General features: G+C 60.0%; 17 protein-coding genes and 1 pseudogene. 1 reads left to right on the top strand and 17 read right to left on the bottom strand.

Translation table 11 applies throughout. The features are described from left to right. From QZ653_RS11395 to rplO, 14 genes and pseudogenes are all read right to left on the bottom strand, one after another. Positions 1–1405 (bottom strand): annotated as a pseudogene (locus QZ653_RS11395) (amino acid ABC transporter permease); the annotation flags it as partial. Position 1406: 1 nt separating this feature from the next. Further along, positions 1407–2639: an amino acid ABC transporter permease gene (locus QZ653_RS11390; protein ID WP_296420204.1), complete on the bottom strand. Its 1233-nt coding sequence runs from the start codon at positions 2637–2639 to the stop codon at positions 1407–1409. A 150-nt stretch (positions 2640–2789) separates the two neighbouring features. Continuing rightward, positions 2790–3806, bottom strand: coding sequence for an amino acid ABC transporter substrate-binding protein (locus tag QZ653_RS11385; protein ID WP_296420203.1), 1017 nt, complete (start codon positions 3804–3806; stop codon positions 2790–2792). Between the two features lie 208 nt (positions 3807–4014). Continuing rightward, a complete protein-coding gene (locus QZ653_RS11380) occupies positions 4015–4731 on the bottom strand; it encodes an ATP12 family chaperone protein (protein ID WP_296420202.1) in 717 nt (238 codons plus the stop codon). Continuing rightward, positions 4728–5768 (bottom strand): RluA family pseudouridine synthase, encoded by a 1041-nt coding sequence (locus QZ653_RS11375; protein ID WP_296420201.1) that lies wholly within the window; start codon positions 5766–5768, stop codon positions 4728–4730. The genes QZ653_RS11380 and QZ653_RS11375 overlap by 4 nt, the downstream gene beginning before the upstream one ends. After that, positions 5765–6136: a fluoride efflux transporter CrcB gene (crcB, locus tag QZ653_RS11370; protein ID WP_296420200.1), complete on the bottom strand. Its 372-nt coding sequence runs from the start codon at positions 6134–6136 to the stop codon at positions 5765–5767. The genes QZ653_RS11375 and crcB overlap by 4 nt, the downstream gene beginning before the upstream one ends. Before the next feature lie 31 nt (positions 6137–6167). Further along, the gene (locus QZ653_RS11365; protein ID WP_296420199.1) at positions 6168–7475 is read right to left on the bottom strand and encodes a replication-associated recombination protein A; all 1308 of its coding nucleotides are present in this window, start codon (positions 7473–7475) and stop codon (positions 6168–6170) included. A gap of 87 nt (positions 7476–7562) precedes the next feature. Beyond that, a complete protein-coding gene (gene rplQ / locus QZ653_RS11360) occupies positions 7563–7979 on the bottom strand; it encodes a 50S ribosomal protein L17 (protein WP_296420198.1) in 417 nt (138 codons plus the stop codon). Positions 7980–8157: 178 nt separating this feature from the next. Beyond that, on the bottom strand, positions 8158–9174 hold the full coding sequence (locus QZ653_RS11355; protein ID WP_296420197.1) for a DNA-directed RNA polymerase subunit alpha: 1017 nt from the start codon (positions 9172–9174) through the stop codon (positions 8158–8160). Positions 9175–9285: 111 nt separating this feature from the next. Beyond that, a complete protein-coding gene (gene rpsK, locus QZ653_RS11350) occupies positions 9286–9678 on the bottom strand; it encodes a 30S ribosomal protein S11 (RefSeq protein WP_085863633.1) in 393 nt (130 codons plus the stop codon). 15 nt (positions 9679–9693) lie between these two features. After that, positions 9694–10062, bottom strand: coding sequence for a 30S ribosomal protein S13 (gene rpsM, locus QZ653_RS11345; RefSeq protein ID WP_296420196.1), 369 nt, complete (start codon positions 10060–10062; stop codon positions 9694–9696). 197 nt (positions 10063–10259) lie between these two features. After that, the gene (locus QZ653_RS11340; protein ID WP_296420195.1) at positions 10260–10841 is read right to left on the bottom strand and encodes an adenylate kinase; all 582 of its coding nucleotides are present in this window, start codon (positions 10839–10841) and stop codon (positions 10260–10262) included. After that, a complete protein-coding gene (secY, locus tag QZ653_RS11335; RefSeq protein ID WP_296420194.1) occupies positions 10838–12196 on the bottom strand; it encodes a preprotein translocase subunit SecY in 1359 nt (452 codons plus the stop codon). Before secY ends, QZ653_RS11340 begins: the two co-directional genes overlap by 4 nt. Positions 12197–12301: 105 nt before the next feature. Continuing rightward, positions 12302–12787 carry a 50S ribosomal protein L15 gene (gene rplO, locus QZ653_RS11330; RefSeq protein ID WP_296420193.1) on the bottom strand — a complete coding sequence of 162 codons (486 nt, stop codon included), beginning with the start codon at positions 12785–12787 and terminating at the stop codon, positions 12302–12304. Positions 12788–12996: 209 nt separating this feature from the next. On the opposite strand from rplO, the gene QZ653_RS11325 reads away from it, so the two are divergent. After that, on the top strand, positions 12997–14115 hold the full coding sequence (locus QZ653_RS11325; RefSeq protein ID WP_296420192.1) for an acyltransferase family protein: 1119 nt from the start codon (positions 12997–12999) through the stop codon (positions 14113–14115). Positions 14116–14171: 56 nt separating this feature from the next. Here QZ653_RS11325 and QZ653_RS11320 read toward each other — a convergent pair whose 3' ends face one another. The 3 genes from QZ653_RS11320 to QZ653_RS11310 form a co-directional block, all read right to left on the bottom strand. Further along, positions 14172–14447, bottom strand: coding sequence for a hypothetical protein (locus QZ653_RS11320; RefSeq protein WP_296420191.1), 276 nt, complete (start codon positions 14445–14447; stop codon positions 14172–14174). 101 nt (positions 14448–14548) lie between these two features. Beyond that, the gene (locus tag QZ653_RS11315; RefSeq protein WP_296420190.1) at positions 14549–15760 is read right to left on the bottom strand and encodes a threonine ammonia-lyase; all 1212 of its coding nucleotides are present in this window, start codon (positions 15758–15760) and stop codon (positions 14549–14551) included. Between the two features lie 4 nt (positions 15761–15764). After that, positions 15765–16424: a sulfotransferase family 2 domain-containing protein gene (locus QZ653_RS11310; protein WP_296420189.1), complete on the bottom strand. Its 660-nt coding sequence runs from the start codon at positions 16422–16424 to the stop codon at positions 15765–15767. Between the last annotated feature and the right edge of the window lie 204 nt (positions 16425–16628).

Here is a 16628-nt window from a genome sequence, read left to right as displayed (position 1 = left end):
CCTCATCGCGCAGCGCGGTAAGCTCTTCCATCTTGGCGCTGAAGGCCGCTTGCGGGGCTTCCAAGTCGTCCACATTCGTGGCGATGATCTTGTCGTGGATCGTGCCCAATGTGTCGATGTCCGATTGCAAAGCCGCTGTGACGGTTTCGATATCCGCGCGCAGGGCGGGAATGTCGGAGCTTTCGTCCAAGGCTTCGGCGCGGGCGATCAGGTCAGGCAAAGCGTCGGTAAAGGTCGACTTGCTGACCAGCGCATTCACGTCCTCAAGGATTGACGGGTCCTGTTCCGCAGCGCCGGCGGCCATAAGGCTGGCGACCTCTTCGGGTTCGGCGGTGTTGTCTGCGATGTCGGACAGGCCGTCCGACAGGAACGACACGACATTGCCCCGCAGATTTTCGATTTGCGTGGCGGCGGCACCGGCCTCGGCCAGGTCGCTTTCGGACGCGGTGGCGGCGTTGAAATCGCTGTCGGCACCCCATCTGGTTTGCAGGGCCGCCAGTTCATCAAGGCTTTCTTCGGCGGCATTGAACAGTTGCAGCGCCGTTTCCTTGGGGTCGATCTGCTGTTCAATCGCGAATTCCTCGATACGGATTTCGGTCATTTGCACCAGCAGCGCGTTCTTTTCTTCGACTGCGGCCGCAATCTCGGCGGCTTTGGCTTCGGCGTCGTCGGACAGGGCGGCCAGTTGCACGGGCAACTCTTCGGCCTGCTGTTCGAGAGATGCGGTGGTGTCGGCCAGACGGCCCGCGCCCACCATTTTGTTCAACGCATCGTCGATGGGCCCCATCAGGGCGCCCCACCAGACCAAAGCCGCAACCAGCGCACCAAGGTTGGCCACGATTGGTCCTGCGATTTTGCTGAGGATTTTGTAGGCCGCGAATGCGACCACAAAGCCCAGCATCGCCAGAATAGGTGTCCAGAACGCGCCGCCCCAGATCAGCCATGTGGCGAGGAACGGGTAGATCACGGTGAACCAGATCAACTGGCTTGGCACTTTGTCAGAAAACAGCACGGGGGCCAGCGCCACAAACAGCAGCACAAAGGCAAGGATCGGACGCCAGTACAGTTCAGGCGGGTAGAAGCCGAACATCAACTGCAACCAGCGGTCTTCGATCACGGCCCAACAGGCACCATCATGGCTGCCCTTGTAGAAGCTGAACAAAACCTCACGGCATTCGGTCAATGATCCGGCGTTCCAGACGCCACCAAAGGCCCATGGCAGGATCAGCGACAGCGCCCAATAGATGACGATCAGCGACAGGACCGTCAGGATGATATTGGCGAAGCTGGAGAACAGGTTCTCACGGACCCATTTGACGGCTCCGCGTTCTGTGACGGGGGGCTCGGCCTCGGGCAGCATGGTCTCACGGACGTAGGAGACGGTTTGTGCGTGCGTATCGCTCATCTTAGCGCTCCTTCAGCTGCGTGCGGTTGTTGTAGACGTTCATGACGCCAGAGATCAGCAAGCTGAGCACGAGGTAGAATGCACCCAGAAGCAACATCCCCTCCAACTCTCGACCGGTCTGGTTGATGGTGATGCCCCCAAGGGTGGACCGCACGTCCATATACCCCACGGCAATCGCCAGTGAGGAGTTCTTCGTCAGGTTCAGGTACTGCGAAATCAGCGGCGGAATGATGACCCGCATCGCCTGCGGCAGGATCACAAGGTTCATGGTGCGGCTGGGGCGCAGGCCCAATGCGGCGGCGGCCTCGGACTGGCCTTTGGAAATCGCAAGGATACCGGCACGCACGATTTCCGCAATGAAGGCACCTGTATACAGCGACAGGGCCAGCCACAGCGCAATCAGCGAGTTGCGCAGGTGAATACCGTCGGTGAAGTTGAAACCGCGAATGTAGGGGTACTGCATGGCAGCGCCCATCAGGAACAGGACAAGACCCGCAGGAACAATCAAAAGCGCCAGTTGCTGCCACCACGTTGTGGGGCGGACGCCGGTGGCTTCCTGAATACGGTCGGCGCGGCGACGGATAAGGCGGATGACGAACAGGGACACGATCAGGGTGCCGATGATAACCAGCCAGTTGACCGCCGGGTTGGCGAACCAGCCGTTTTCAAGAACGACACCGGGCACATAGACGCCGCGGTTTGTCACGGCGACACTTTCACCAAGGATCATGGCGGCATCCCCGCCGACCTTGAAATCACGCGGCTGCGGCATGCCTTCGGTCATCAGCGCGAAAATCGCGATGATCCACAGCAAAAGCGGCACGTTGCGGAACCCTTCGACGTAGACCGCCATCAATTTGTTGACGATCCAGTTCTTGGACAGACGCAAGACACCGGCGATCACGCCGAGGATCGTGGCCAGAATACAGCCCAAAAAAGCGACCAGCAGGGTATTGAGGATGCCGACAAAGGCGGCACTTCCGTGTGTCGACTGGGAGGTATACTCGACCAGTCGTTGGTTGATGTCATAACCCGCAGGCTGCGACAGGAACCCGAAATCAAAATCTTTGCCCAAAGCGGCAAGGTTCTGGATGGTGTTGTTGACCAGCCAGTAAAGACCCAGCACCACAAGGATCATGGCAATCACCTGGATTGTGATCGACCTGTAGCGGGTGTCGTAAATAAGTTGGCTAAGCCGAAAGCCTGCTTTCGGTGGATCGGTGAGCGTTGTCATCCGCAAACTCCCTGTCCCATCGGGATCTTCGAAAATCATTCCCAGGCCGGTCGTCCGACCCTTCGCGTTTCCGATACTTTTCTTGGTGGTGTGGTGTGGATTTGCGAAAGGGCGCGGTCCGAAAACCGCGCCCTTTGCATCAGCTAAAACTTAGCGGAAAGGTGGGGAGTAGATCAGGCCACCGTCTGTCCACTGGGCGTTCAGACCCCGTGCCAGACCGATTGGCGTGTTCTCACCGATGTTCTTTTCGAACAGCTCACCGTAGTTGCCGCCCGCCATGATGGCGTTCTTGGCCCAGTCAGCGTCAAGACCAAGCATCGCACCCAGTTCACCTTCGGTGCCCAGCAGACGGTTGATCTCTGGGTTGTTGGTGCCTGCGGACAGTTCTTCGATGTTGGCAGAAGACACGTTCAGCTCTTCAGCTGTGATCAGTGCGTTCAGAGTCCAGCGAACAACGTCGCCCCACTCGTCGTCACCGTGACGTACCAGCGGGCCGAGTGGCTCTTTGGATACGATTTCTGGCAGCAGAACGTGATCGCCTGGGTTCTCGAAGGTTGCACGTGTCGCGGCCAGGCCGGAGGCGTCTGTTGTGTAGACGTCGCATGCGCCAGCAAGGTACTGCTGCTGTGCTTCGGCGTTGGTTTCGATTGGCACGGGCTCGTAAGAGATGTTGTTGGTCCGGAAGTAGTCGGCCAGGTTCAGCTCTGTTGTGGTGCCTGTCTGGATGCAGACAGTCGCGCCGTCGAGGTCTTTGGCGGAGGACACGCCCAGATCACGTGGGACCATGAAGCCCTGACCGTCATAGTAGTTCACGCCAACGAAGGTGAACTTGAGGTCGACATCGCGGGAGAATGTCCATGTGGTGTTACGGGCCAGCATGTCGATTTCGCCGGATGCGAGTGCCGTGAAACGTGTCTGACCTGTTGTTGGAACGAATTCCACAGCCATTGGATCGCCGAGAACGGCAGCAGCAACAGCGCGGCAAACGCCAACGTCGAAGCCTTCCCAAACGCCGTTGGCGTCGGGGGCTGCGAAACCGGTCAAGCCAGTTGTCACACCACAGTTCAGTGTGCCGCGTGCTTTGACGTCGTCAAGCGTGGCTGCACCAGCTGCACCGGCGGCCAGACCTGCGACGGTCATTGCACCGAGGAGTACTGATTTTTTCATGAGATACCTCTTCCTGAGTTTCCCTGCGTGAGCCACAGGGTTTTCTTATCTGCCTGAGCGGCAGGAGTGATACGTCGCAGGCGGACCTGCGCAACGCCCGTAGAGTGCGAGGATTCATCTGGCGAGGTCAAGGCCCTCATCATCAGTTTCCGATGATTTCATGGGCCTCTGCCGGAAAGTTAGACCGCTTGGTGCCTCAATTTCAGACTTATGCCCCGTCTTTGGACATTTTGTAGAACAGATGGGCGTGATGAAAGGCCGCCTCTTTGACAGCGGCGGCCTGCATCGCGTCTTCGTCCTCGCCCCATTGTTCGATCTGCCAGTCCTCATCAATGCGCGAAAGCGCCCAACCGTCTTCGACCGACAGACGCCCGTGGGCCACGGCAAGGCCCATGACCAGCGACCCGGACAGGGCAATCAGATCGTGCAATGCCGTCAATTCGAATGGCGTCGCATCATACAAAGGGGCCGCCAAAGCGCGCAGCGCCGCCGCATCCTGCTCAATCGGCATAACGCCCGCCGTCGGGCGCAAACGGGCACCAAAGGTCTCGTCGGCCCAATCCAGCAACGGATCCCAACCCCGTGCCTGTCTTTCGATCAACGGGTCGGGATGGGTCGCGCGGTAACACAGCAGATCGCTGCCCCCGTAGGCCGCCAGCATTTCGGCCACGTCATCAAACTGGACGCGCACCTTGTCGATCGCCGCGTTTGCGGATCGGGTGTAGGGCATGACGTTGGGGTCGATCTTTTCCTCAACGGCACGCCATTCCTCAGCCACCGCCTGCCCCATGGTCGGGGTGGGCACGACCAGAGGGGCCTTCGCCGGAGTTTTGACAGGTCGACCATCCAGCTGCACGGCAAAACCGCCCTCAGCAGGGACCACGTTGACCTCAGTCCAGAACCGTTTTGCGGCCCAATCGCTCATATCATGCCCTCAAACGGGTCATCCGGCGCGTGGTGTTCCTCCCATCCGAACAACTGCCACGAATGGGTCATATGCGGAGGCAAGCTCGCCTTGAGGTACAATTCCTTGCCCGTGCCGGGGTGTTCGATCCGCAAGGACCGCGCATGCAGGTGCAGTTTGCGCCCGATTTCCTCGCCCATGCCAGCCCCCCAGCCGTCGCCCATGTTTTCCTGCGCGGCCCCGCCGTATTTGCCATCGCCAATGATCGGATGTCCGATTTCGGCCATGTGGGCACGCAACTGGTGGGTGCGGCCCGTGACCGGCGTCAGCGCCAGCCAAGCGGTGCGGTCGGCCAATGACGTCAGCACCGTGTAATCGGTGTGCGCGCGCTTCGCGCCTTCGGTTTTGTCCACGTCACGCGGATGCACGCAACGCATCTTTTCGTTCTCACCCTTGGACCCGTGGCCGGGCAGTTTCACCAGCCCGTATTTCACCGACCCCAGTTTCGGGATCGGCACACCGGCCACCAACGCCCAGTAGATTTTTTCGGTATTGCGATGGCGGAACGCCTCGGTCAGGGCCTTCGCGGCAAGACGGGTGCGGGCCAGCAGCAGAACGCCCGATGTGTCTTTATCCAACCGGTGCACCAGACGGGGCTTTTCGTCGAAGCCAAATTTAAGCGCCTCGGCCAGACCATCCACATGACGGGTCTGTTTGCTGCCGCCTTGGGTGGGCAGGCCCGACGGTTTGTTCAGCGCGATGACGTGATCGTCTTTGTAGATCACGCACCCTTGGATCAGCTTGATGTCCGCAGGCGACAGATCGCGGGGCCGGTCATCGACGGCATTCGGATCGGGCAGCGGCGGGATGCGCACTTGCTGGCCCTCTTCCACACGGGTCGAGGATTTCACCCGCCCGCCATCGACGCGGATTTCGCCCTTACGGCACATCTTTTCGATGCGCCCCTGCTGCAGATGCGGAAAGCGCCGTTTGAGCCAGCGATCAAGGCGCTGATCGCCCTCGCCTGCTGCGACATAGGTATTTTGAACGCGGCTCATGCGAGCACACCTCTCATGATAAACACGCCCGCGACCAAAGCGGCGAGCGATAGGATGACGGACAGCGCGACGTAAAGGGCGGCCTGCCCGATCTCCCCGCGCTCGAATAATGTGTAGGCCTCAAGCGAGAAGGCGGAAAAGGTGGTGAAGCCGCCCAGCACGCCGGTCATCAGGAACGGGGTCAAGGACCCCGGCGTCTTTTGCCCCAGATAGACAACGGCAAGGCCCATCAGAAAGCTGCCGATCACGTTGACCGACAGCACGGCCACGGGAAACGCACCGGGGCGGAACAGGGCCACGCCCACGCCAAAGCGCGCCGCTGCACCAATCGCACCGCCCAAGGCGACCTGAAGAACCGTTGTAAACATGGGGTTGCCTTAAGCGATCCGCGCGGGGCCTTCAACCGTTCCGCTTGGCGCGCAGCTTGGCAAAAAAGTCGAGCCGTTTCTTGAGTTCCCGTTCGAAACCGCGATCCACGGGGCTGTAGTAGACGCCGCGTTTCATGGTTTCGGGGAAGTAGTTTTGTCCGCTGAAGCCGTCTTCGGCGTCGTGGTCATAGGCGTAGCCGTCGCCGTATCCTTGATCCTTCATCAAAGTTGTCGGCGCATTGAGGATGTGTTTGGGGGGCGGTTCTGAGCCGGTCTTTTCGGCCGCGCGCATTGCGTTTTTGTAGGCCGCATAGCCCGCGTTGGATTTCGGCGCGAGGGCGAGGTATGTGACCGCTTGCGCCAGCGCCAGTTCCCCCTCGGGCGAGCCGAGACGTTCGTAGGTTTCCCACGCGTGCAGGCAGATGGTTTGCGCCTGTGGATCGGCCAGCCCGATGTCTTCGACCGCCATGCGGGTGATCCGGCGCGCGAGGAACCGCGGGTCTTCGCCGCCCTTGAGCATTCGGGCAAACCAGTAGAGGGCCGCATCGGGGTCGGACCCACGGACGGATTTGTGTAACGCACTGATTAGATTGTAATGTTCATCGCCGGACTTGTCGTATTTCGTGGCCCGCCGCATCAACCGCGTGGTCAGCGCGTCGGTATCAAGTTTTCCGTCCACCTTCCACGCCGCGACTTGTTCAATCAGGTTGAGCAACCCGCGTCCGTCGCCGTCGGCCATCTCCAACAGCGCTTCACGGGCGGGGCCGTCGAGGGGGAGCTTGCGGTCAAGCTCCCGTTCTGCCCGCTGGGCGAGGCGTTCGAGGTCGGCCAAGGACAGGCGCGTCAGGACGAGAACTTGGGATCGTGACAGGACAGCGGCGTTCAATTCGAAGGACGGGTTTTCGGTGGTGGCCCCGACGAGGAGGATCGTTCCGTCCTCCATATAGGGCAGGAATCCGTCTTGCTGGGCTTTGTTAAACCTATGAATTTCATCGACAAAAAGCAAAGTGCCCTTGCCGTTTTGGCGACGCATTTTGGCGGCTTCGAACACTTTGCGCAGTTCCGGCACACCGGTGAAGATCGCGCTGATCTGGATGAAATGCAGATCGGTTTCGTCGGCCAGAAGCCGTGCGATAGTCGTCTTGCCGACGCCAGGCGGCCCCCAAAAGATCAATGATGACAGGGAGTTAGACGCCAACATCACGCCCAGCGGCGCGTCGGGGCCAAGGACCTGTTCCTGGCCAATCACCTCACCCAGAGACTTGGGCCGCAAGCGGTCCGCCAAAGGGCGGGGGGCGGTGTCGGGGACGGCGGCGCCGGTGTCGAAAAGATCAGCCATGGGGAAGATTACGCCTGAAAAACAAAGGCTTCAACGCAAAAGGCCCGCCATTTCGGGCGGGCCTTTGTCAGGTCATCAGACCTTGAATTATTCAGCGGCTTCTTCCGCTGCAACGCGGGCTTTGTCAGCCGCACCCTTGGCATCGACGTCGCGGTCGACGAATTCGATGATCGCCATGGGTGCCATGTCGCCGTAGCGGAAGCCGGCCTTCAGGACGCGGACGTAGCCACCCTGACGATCCTTGTAGCGAGGGCCGAGGATGTCGAACAGTTTGCTAACATACTGATCTTGCTTGAGTTGTGCGGCGGCCTGACGGCGTGCGTGCAGATCGCCGCGCTTGGCGAGTGTGATCATCTTTTCGATGATCGGACGCAGTTCTTTGGCCTTGGGCAGGGTGGTTTTGATCTGCTCATGTTCGATGAGCGAGCCGGCCATGTTGGCCCACAATGCCTTGCGGTGTTCGTGGGTGCGGTTCAGGCGGCGGTAACCTCGTGCGTGACGCATTTTGTAGTCTCCATTTTGTTTTAGGGTGGGCCTTGGCGATGCGTGTCGCGGGCTCCGTTATTGGGGCGGAATTGCCCAGTCTGTCGGGGTCACATCCCGTACACATTGCGTACACAACCTGTATGTACACCATATGCACGATGTGGACCGGCCCCGCGCACGGGACCGGCCGGAAACTTTAGAAGCTGTCTTCGAACTTCTTGGCCAGATCTTCGATGTTGTCTGGTGGCCAGTCTTCGACATCCATGCCGAGGTGCAGGCCCATGCCGGACAACACTTCCTTGATCTCGTTCAGGGACTTGCGGCCGAAGTTCGGCGTGCGCAGCATTTCTGCTTCGGTCTTCTGGATGAGATCGCCGATGTAGACGATGTTGTCGTTCTTCAGGCAGTTCGCAGACCGGACGGACAATTCCAACTCGTCCACCTTCTTGAGCAGCAGCGGGTTGAATTCCAGACCGTCGTCGTCGGAGGCCGCCTGAGCGGATTCAGGTTCGTCGAAGTTCACGAAGATCGACAGCTGGTCCTGCAGGATGCGTGCGGCGAAGGCCACGGCGTCGTCCGGCGTGATGGACCCGTCTGTTTCGACCTTCATGGTCAGTTTGTCATAGTCCAGAACCTGACCTTCGCGGGTCGGCTGCACGTCGTAGCTGACTTTCTTGACGGGCGAGTAGATGGCGTCGATCGACATCATGCCGATGGGCGCATCTTCAGGCTTGTTCTTGTCGGCAGAGACATAGCCTTTGCCGGTGTTGACCGTCAGTTCCATGTAAAGGTCCGCGCCTTCGTCGAGGTGGCACAGCACATGGTCCTTGTTCAGCACTTCGATGCCAGCGGATTCAGAGATGTCACCGGCGGTGACAACGCCCGGGCCTTTGGCCTGGACCTGAAGACGCTTGGGGCCTTCGACTTCCATACGGATCGCGACGCCCTTGAGGTTCAGAACCACGTCGGTCACGTCTTCACGCACACCAGAGATGGAGGAGAATTCGTGCAGCACGTTGTCGATCTGAACGGCAGTGATGGCGGCACCTTGCAGCGAAGACATCAGGATGCGGCGCAGGGCGTTGCCCAGCGTCAGGCCGAAGCCACGCTCAAGCGGTTCGGCGATGACAGTGGCCTGACGGGCCGGGTCATTGCCGGGTTTGACGTCCAGTTGTGTTGGCTTGATCAGTTCAGCCCAGTTCTTGTGGATCATGTGTCCCTCCATTCCTGTTTGCCTTTCATGTCCAATAAGGCAAACGCCCGAGGTTAAAATGACGGAATGGGGCCACGGAAAATCCGGGGCCCCAATACGTTTGGGTTGTTCTTAGACGCGGCGGCGCTTTGGCGGGCGACAGCCGTTGTGGGCCATTGGCGTCACGTCGCGGATGGACGTGATGTTGAAGCCAACAGCAGCCAAAGCGCGCAGTGCGGATTCACGGCCGGAACCGGGGCCCTGCACTTCGACTTCCAAAGTCTTGACACCGTGTTCCTGAGCTTTCTTGCCCGCATCCTCAGCCGCCATCTGGGCCGCGTAGGGTGTGGATTTCCGGGAGCCTTTGAAGCCCATGGTGCCAGCAGACGACCAGGAGATCGCGTTGCCCTGCACATCGGAGATCAGGATTTTGGTGTTGTTGAAGCTGGAGTTTACGTGTGCAACGCCAGCTGCGATGTTCTTGGAGACCTTCTTCTTGCCTCCGCGACGGGGATCACGTGCCATTGGTACTGCCCTCCCTTATTTCTTCTTACCGGCAATGGCCTTTGCGGGGCCTTTGCGGGTACGTGCGTTGGTGGAAGTCCGCTGACCGCGAACGGGCAGGTTACGGCGGTGACGCAGGCCACGGTAAGACCCGAGGTCCATCATGCGCTTGATGTTCATCTGAACTTCGCGGCGCAGGTCGCCTTCGACGGTGTAGTTTTCGTCGATGTGTTCACGAATTTTCAGAACTTCGGCGTCGGAGAGTTCGTTCACACGACGGGTTGCGTCGATGCCCACTGCTTCGCAGATGGCGACAGCGGAGGTGTTTCCGATTCCGGTGATGTAGGTGAGGGCGATTGGAACCCGCTTTGCAGTCGGGATGTTTACGCCGGCAATACGTGCCACGGTAGCATTTCCTTTTCGTTGCGGGTCCGTAATGCCGGACCCTTTTTTCACAACGTAAGGCCGGAGCTTTTGCTGCCGACCTTAAGTCATATCGAGGTGGTCTAGACGGGGCGCGACCCCGTGCGATTCCTGTTAAGGATGGGCGCTTTTAGGAGGGTTGGGATGGGGCGTCAAGCCCCGAGGACCTATCCCCTGATTTAGCCCAGAACGGCCGCGATCGACGCCTCGACCTCATCCATGGTGCCAAGCCCGTCCACGGAGGTCAGATCACCCTTGGCGTAGTAGTAGCCGATCAGCGGTGAGGTCTGTTTGTAGTAGGCCATCAGCCGCACCTTGAGGCTTTCGGCGTTGTCGTCGGCGCGGGCGGTGCCGCCTTTGGCGACAGCCTCGGCCGCGCGGCCAAGGATGCGGTCCACAAGAATTTCGTCGTTCACCTGCAGTTCGATGACATGATCGAGGGTCTGGCCCATCTCATCGAGCAGTGCACCCAGTGCATCGGCCTGTGGCAGGGTGCGGGGGAAGCCGTCAAAGATAAACCCGCCATGATCGGCGCGCGTTTCCAGCTGTTCGCGGATCAGGCCAATGACAATCTCGTCCGTGACCAGATCACCGCGGTCCATGACGGCTGCAACCATCTTGCCCATCTCGGTGCCGGAGGTTTTCGCCGCACGCAGCATGTCACCGGTGGACAGTTGCACCATGTTGCGGCTTTCGACCAGCTTTTGCGCTTGGGTGCCTTTACCGGCACCGGGTGGGCCGAGAAGGATAATATTGGTCATCGACGCGACGGACTCCGTTTCTTGCCGCCGCGCTTGCCGCGCAGCTGGGATTTCTCGATCAGCCCTTCGTATTGATGAGCCAGCAGATGGGACTGGATTTGCTGAATGGTGTCCATCCCGACGCTGACGATAATCAAAACCGACGTGCCGCCAAAGTAAAAAGGAATGCTGAGGTTGGCGCGGAGGATTTCCGGCAACAGACAGACCAGCGCCAGATAGGCGGAACCAAGGACCAGAATGCGGGTGACCACGTAATCAAGGTATTCCTTGGTGCGCTGACCGGGGCGGATGCCGGGGACAAAGCCGTTCTGGTTTTTCAGGTTATCGGCCACTTCGTCCGTCTTGAACGCCACTTCGCGGGTGTAGAAGAAGGTGAAGAAGACGATCATTGCCGTGAAGAACAGCAGATAGAGGGGCTGACCGGGGCCGAAGTAGGCCAGCAACGTCGACATGATCGGGCCAGCCGTATCACCGCCGGAAAACGTGCTGAGCGTTGTGGGCAGCAGCAACAGGGCCGAGGCAAAGATCGCGGGGATCACGCCTGCGGGGTTCACCTTGATCGGCAGGTGGGAGGACCCACCGTCATAGACTTTCATGCCGACCTGACGGCGCGGGTACTGGATGTGGATTTTGCGCAAGGACCGTTCCATGAAGACCACGAAGGCGAAGACCGCGATGACCATGGCGAAGACGCCCAGCACCAGACCCCAGTTGTTGGTTTCCTGACCCTGCGCCAAGAAACCGGCGAGGGCGGCTGGGACTTCGGCGATGATGCCCACGAAGATGATCAGGGAAATACCGTTGCCGATGCCGCGTGCGGTGATCTGTTCACCCAGCCACATCAGGAACATGGTGCCGCCCACCAGCGTAATCACACAGGCCACACGGAAATAGAGGCCCGGATCGGTCACAAGTTCCCCCGCCTCAAGCGACGCGGCCATGCCGTAGGCCTGGAACGTGGCCAGCACCACGGTGCCGTAACGGGTATATTGGTTGAGCTTTTTGCGCCCCTGTTCGCCCTCTTTCTTGAGCTGCTTGAGGGGTTCCCACATGGCCCCCAGAAGCTGCACGATGATCGAGGCAGAGATATAGGGCATGATCCCGAGGGCAAAAATGCCCATCCGGCTGAGCGCGCCACCGGTGAACATCGACAGGATACCGCCAATGCCGGAGGCTGCTTCGTCCATGAACGCACGCAGGGCGTCGGTGTCGATGCCGGGCACGGGGATATACGTGCCAAGACGATAGACGATCAAAAGGCCAAGCGTGAAAAAGATGCGCTGGCGAAGCTCTTTGGCCTGGCCAAAGGCGGCCCAACTTGTGTTGGCGGCCATTTGTTCTGCTGCTGATGCCATTTTGGGTGCCTATATCTGTTGTGCAAACGCCGCTGACCGGATCCCCAGCAGCGGCGCTTTATCCATTAAAACGATGTAAGGGGCGAAACCGCCCCCCACAAGTCGTTATTCAGCCGCGGGCGTTTCGGATGCCGGGGCTGTGACTGTCAGTTTACCGCCCGCTTTTTCGACCGCTTCGATGGCGCCCTTGGACGCACCGGTCACTTCGATGCTGACTTTGGCGGTGATGTCACCCTTGGCGAGAACACGGATACCGTCCAGTTTGCGACGGATCAGGCCGGATTCCACGAGGCTGTCTTCGGTGATGGACGCGCCGTCCAACTTTTTCTCGTCGATGAACTTCTGGATGAGACCAAGGTTCACAACGGCGAATTTCTTGCGGTTGGGCTTGTTGAAGCCGCGCTTGGGCAGACGTTGGTACAAAGGCATCTGACCGCCTTCGAACCCCTTGATTGCCACACCGGAACGGGATTTCTGACCCTTGATACCACGGCCACCCATTTTACCGGTGCCGGAGCCGGGGCCACGGCCCACGCGCTTTTTGGGTTTCGTTGCACCGGGGTTGTCGTGCAGTTCGTTCAGTTTAACCATGTCGCTGTCTCCTTGCCGGAAGACCTGACCCAGCGAAGATCAGGCACGCGGCGTTAAATGTTGATTCTTGCGGCCAGAACGAGGCCACTGGCGGCGTATAGGAGATTGGCGCAGACGGGGCAAGTGCCTGAGACACCGCGCCGGATTTTCATGGCAAAACCACCGCTCTGCCGCCATTTGGCCCGATTGCGCCGATACATCAAAGGGCAATGACACATGATCCCGCCCTGCCCCGCCATTTCGGCTGTATCGACGCCATGCGTGGCATCGCGGCGTTGTTCGTCACAATTTACCACGCGACGCGGTTTTTTGTTGAGGATGCGACAACTTATGTGGTCCCCGTCACCGTATATGACATGCCTTACGGGTCATGGCTTTGGCCTGCGTATTTGTACGGCGAAGACGCGGTGCGGCTGTTCTGGGTGATTTCGGGGTTTGTCTTTGCGCATGTGTACTGGACCCGCCCCACCAATGCCCGCGAATTTGCCGTGGCGCGGTTTGCGCGGCTCTATCCGCTGCATTTTGTGACCCTGATCCTTGTGGCGGGGATGCAGATGATCAGTCTGCAGACCCAAGGGTATTGGCAGATTACGGGCAACAACGACCTGAAGCATTTTGTGCTGCATCTGTTCATGCTGGATACCAGCCTGAATTTATCGGACGGGGTCAGTTTCAACGCACCGATCTGGTCGGTGTCGGCTGAGCTGTTCATTTACGTGGTCTTTTTCTTCACCCTGTCCCTGACCAAACGCAACCCGCTGGGTGGCAGTCTTTTGCTGGCGGCGCTCAGCTATATTTTGCTGGTGCAGGCCCCGGACGGGTTCATCATCGGGCATTGGGTCTTTGCCTGCGGGGTGTTCTTTTTCGCGGGCGGTGCCTGCTATGCCGTCTTTCGGGCGCTGAACGGGGATGCGCGCCTTTGGGGGGTCATCGGGTGTCTGGCAATCGGCGCAGGTGTGGCCGCGGGCGCGGGGCACCACGATGCGGTTCTTCTTGCGGGGTGCTGTGCGATTGTCATGGCCCTTGCCGCAGCAGAGAGGCATTTGCCCCGCCGCAGTGCGACCCTGCAATTTCTGGGCGACATCAGTTACAGCCTTTATCTTGTCCATATGCCGCTGCAGATCGCCGCGGTTCTGGTCATCGACCTTTGGCTGGGGGGCGGGCGGGCGTTCGCGCAGTCCTATCTGACGCTGCCGGTGTTTCTGGCGGTCAGCATCTGGGTTGCGTATCTGGTCCATCAGCATTTCGAGCGCCCGGTGGGGGCATGGCTGCGGTTGCGGTTGATGAAGGCGGACAGGGCGGCTGTGACGCGCCGCGCACATGTCTGAGATGCGCAGGTCCGTTCAGGACCGCGCCAGTGTCGACCGGTTTTGAGAGGCGTTGCTTACCGGCTGGAACACGCCGCCGCTGCGGATTGCAGGTTGGCCAGATAGGTTTCGGGGTCACCCCCCACCAGCAGATCACCGATATCGTCGGCCAGACAGTCTTCGACCTTGTCGGCGATCCCGACGGATTGCGTTGCAATATCGTTGACGTGTGCTGCGCCCATCATCATCACGGACGCAGTCAAGACGACGAAATCCGTTGTCACGGCGCCGTCTTCATCCGCGCGGAAGTCCTTCAGCCACTGGACAGTACGAGTGAGGGACGCCTTCAACATGGGGGACCTTTCAGTTGCAACTGTAAGGTGATTAACCGCAAATTCTGGCACAAATGTGAAAGACCGACGCCGGTCGACAACTTTTTGGCCCCGTGGACGTGTCAGCCCCCGCTGTCGGTGCGCAGCCTGAACCCCTCACCACGCAGGGTGGTGACGATCTGTTCCACGTGCCCGATGTCGCGCGCCTCGATCACGACTTCGAGTTCGGCCTGCTTGAGGCTGACGGATTGCATCATGCGTTGGTGAATGACCTCGACGACGTTGGCCCCTGCCTCCCCTATGATGCGCGATATTGTGGCGAGCTGGCCCGGCGTGTCGTCGATTTCGAACGTCAGCCGTGTGATGCGCCCGTCGCGGACCAGCCCGCGCAGGATCAAGGTGGACAGAAGGCGGCTGTCGATGTTGCCGCCGCAGATGACGAGGCCGACTTTCTTGCCTTGGTAGTGGTCCAGATTGTTTTTGATCACGGCCAGCCCCGCCCCGGGGGCGCCTTCGGCCACGAGTTTTTCCGACGACAGCAGGTCAAAAACCGCATCCTCGATCTGGGCCTCGGTTGCGGTATCCACGCGGGCGACGAGGGATGTGATGATGTCGATGTTTGCGGGGGCGGGGGCCTTGACGGCGATGCCTTCGGCCAGCGAGGCCCCGTTGAAATGGGTCTTGTGACTGTTGAACCGCGCCGACACGGCGTCAAACAGTTCGGCCTGCGCGCCGATGATTTCGACCGCAGGCTTGGCGTCTTTGGCCGCGACCGCCATGCCCGCAATCAGGCCGCCGCCGCCGACGGGCACGACGATGGCATCAAGGTCGGGGGCCTGTTCAAGCATTTCCAGCGCAACGGTGCCCTGCCCCGCCGCCACGACCGGATCGTCAAAGGGATGGATAAAGGTCAGCCCGTCGCGCGCGGCACGGTCGAGGGTGAATTGCACACTGTCATCAAAGCCCACGCCGTGGGTGATGACAGTCGCGCCAAACGTCTGGGTGGCCTTGATTTTGTTGAACGGCGTGCCTTCGGGCATGACGATGGTAGAGGCGATGCCAAGACGGGTGGCGTGATACGCGACGCCCTGGGCATGGTTGCCCGCGCTGCAGGCGATGACGCCGGCCTGTTTTTGCGCGTCCGTCAGGGTCAGCAATTTTGCCAGCGCACCGCGGGATTTGAACGCATTGGTGTGCTGGCGGTTTTCCAGTTTGAGGTGCAGGTCGATGCCAAGTTGCAGCGACAGCCGCGTGGCGGGGACCAGCGGCGTCAGGATCGTGGCATCGCGGATGGCGTCATGGGTGGCGCGGATAAGGTCGGGGGTGAGGGTCATCGGGTTATATCCCCCGTCGCGGATAGCCGAAGGTGTCGAAATCGTCATGGTAGATCTGGTTGATCAGCGCGGTCGCCTCTTCGTCGATGTGAACCGGCGGTGCCGTCAGGTTGACGTTGATGCGGGGCAGCGCGACGGGGCCGAGATCAAGATCATCGCAGAGGCTGCGAAAATCCTCTTCGAGGGTTTCCAGTTTGAGGATGCGATTGACGGCGAGGGTTCCGTTCAGGGTCACAAATGCAGACTGCGACGGCAGCTTAGCGAAAAAGAGGTTCTTGTTTTCCAGCAAACGGGAGGCCGGCGGCGCGTCGGCCCGCCAGCGGAGAAATTCGGCAAGGGTCCGGGTTTCCGTCAGGCGCGCAAAGGTGCGGTTTTTGTTCTGGCTTTTGAGGTGCCGGTAGTGGGACACCGCATGGGCGTAGGGATCGCGCACCACCGCAAAAGAGAAGACATCAAGGCCCGTCGTCAACCGGTGGACCGTCTGGAGCGTGTCATGACGCCGCAAGCGGGCCTTCAACGGGGGGCGGCGGAGGCCCAGCCTGCGCGCAATGCGGCCCAACGGCGACCGGTGGCCGCGGTTGTCCAGATGTGACAAGGCCGCAAAGACAGATTTGCCGCCTGTTTTCGGAATATGGATGAACAGGAAACGGTCGTTCAGGATCATCGGTCTGCAAGTCTTCCGCTGAGGGGGATAGCGCGTGCACACTGCGGGCCGGACCCGAAGGATGCAACGAAAAACGCCCCACCGGACCGGCGGGGCGTTTGTACTTCATGTCGCGATGGACGCGGGCATTTCGCCGCGTTTAGTCACGCTCTTCGATGATCTCGACCATGTGGGGGATGCTTTCGACCATGCCGCGCACGGAAG

The sequence above is a fragment of the Pseudooctadecabacter sp. genome (assembly GCF_020627745.1).
Classification (GTDB): Bacteria; Pseudomonadota; Alphaproteobacteria; order Rhodobacterales; family Rhodobacteraceae; genus Octadecabacter.
Note: the sequence above shows the minus strand (reverse complement) of the source record. Positions and strands in the feature narration are given on the sequence as shown.

Excerpts from the sequence above, each read along its gene's own strand:
- QZ653_RS11390 (WP_296420204.1), bottom strand. The coding sequence starts at position 2,639 with ATGACAACGCTCACCGATCCACCGAAAGCAGGCTTTCGGCTTAGCCAA.
- QZ653_RS11385 (WP_296420203.1), bottom strand. The coding sequence starts at position 3,806 with ATGAAAAAATCAGTACTCCTCGGTGCAATGACCGTCGCAGGTCTGGCC.
- QZ653_RS11380 (WP_296420202.1), bottom strand. The coding sequence starts at position 4,731 with ATGAGCGATTGGGCCGCAAAACGGTTCTGGACTGAGGTCAACGTGGTC.
- QZ653_RS11375 (WP_296420201.1), bottom strand. The coding sequence starts at position 5,768 with ATGAGCCGCGTTCAAAATACCTATGTCGCAGCAGGCGAGGGCGATCAG.
- crcB (WP_296420200.1), bottom strand. The coding sequence starts at position 6,136 with ATGTTTACAACGGTTCTTCAGGTCGCCTTGGGCGGTGCGATTGGTGCA.
- QZ653_RS11365 (WP_296420199.1), bottom strand. The coding sequence starts at position 7,475 with ATGGCTGATCTTTTCGACACCGGCGCCGCCGTCCCCGACACCGCCCCC.
- rplQ (WP_296420198.1), bottom strand. The coding sequence starts at position 7,979 with ATGCGTCACGCACGAGGTTACCGCCGCCTGAACCGCACCCACGAACAC.
- QZ653_RS11355 (WP_296420197.1), bottom strand. The coding sequence starts at position 9,174 with ATGATCCACAAGAACTGGGCTGAACTGATCAAGCCAACACAACTGGAC.
- rpsK (WP_085863633.1), bottom strand. The coding sequence starts at position 9,678 with ATGGCACGTGATCCCCGTCGCGGAGGCAAGAAGAAGGTCTCCAAGAAC.
- QZ653_RS11340 (WP_296420195.1), bottom strand. The coding sequence starts at position 10,841 with ATGACCAATATTATCCTTCTCGGCCCACCCGGTGCCGGTAAAGGCACC.
- secY (WP_296420194.1), bottom strand. The coding sequence starts at position 12,196 with ATGGCATCAGCAGCAGAACAAATGGCCGCCAACACAAGTTGGGCCGCC.
- rplO (WP_296420193.1), bottom strand. The coding sequence starts at position 12,787 with ATGGTTAAACTGAACGAACTGCACGACAACCCCGGTGCAACGAAACCC.
- QZ653_RS11325 (WP_296420192.1), top strand. The coding sequence starts at position 12,997 with ATGACACATGATCCCGCCCTGCCCCGCCATTTCGGCTGTATCGACGCC.
- QZ653_RS11320 (WP_296420191.1), bottom strand. The coding sequence starts at position 14,447 with ATGTTGAAGGCGTCCCTCACTCGTACTGTCCAGTGGCTGAAGGACTTC.
- QZ653_RS11315 (WP_296420190.1), bottom strand. The coding sequence starts at position 15,760 with ATGACCCTCACCCCCGACCTTATCCGCGCCACCCATGACGCCATCCGC.
- QZ653_RS11310 (WP_296420189.1), bottom strand. The coding sequence starts at position 16,424 with ATGATCCTGAACGACCGTTTCCTGTTCATCCATATTCCGAAAACAGGC.